Source organism: Leptolyngbya sp. CCY15150, from assembly GCF_016888135.1.
Classification (GTDB): Bacteria; Cyanobacteriota; Cyanobacteriia; order RECH01; family RECH01; genus RECH01.
This window is the reverse complement of record NZ_JACSWB010000004.1, coordinates 1-202: the sequence shown is the minus strand read 5'-3', so window position 1 is coordinate 202 and position 202 is coordinate 1. Positions and strand designations below refer to the sequence as shown.

1 pseudogene is annotated in these 202 nt (G+C 45.5%); it reads right to left on the bottom strand.

Annotated elements, in window-relative coordinates:
• Positions 1 to 183: pseudogene (locus JUJ53_RS00015) on the bottom strand (MarR family transcriptional regulator); the annotation flags it as partial.
• Positions 184 to 202: the final 19 nt, after the last annotated feature.

Genomic DNA, 202 nt, shown 5'->3' with positions numbered 1-202 from the left:
CTGCATCAAGATTGTAAACTTTCCCGCAGACAGCCCAAAACGCTCGAAGTGTTTATCAAAAGCAGCATAAACCTCAGCTGTGGCATCCAGAAACGCAAGACAACTTCCGACCGCTTCTACGTCAAAGCCAGAAAAATCACGCTCAAGCTCGTGGAATGCCTCTTGCCTTGGAAAAATTTGCATAGTGAGGTGATTTAGTTAG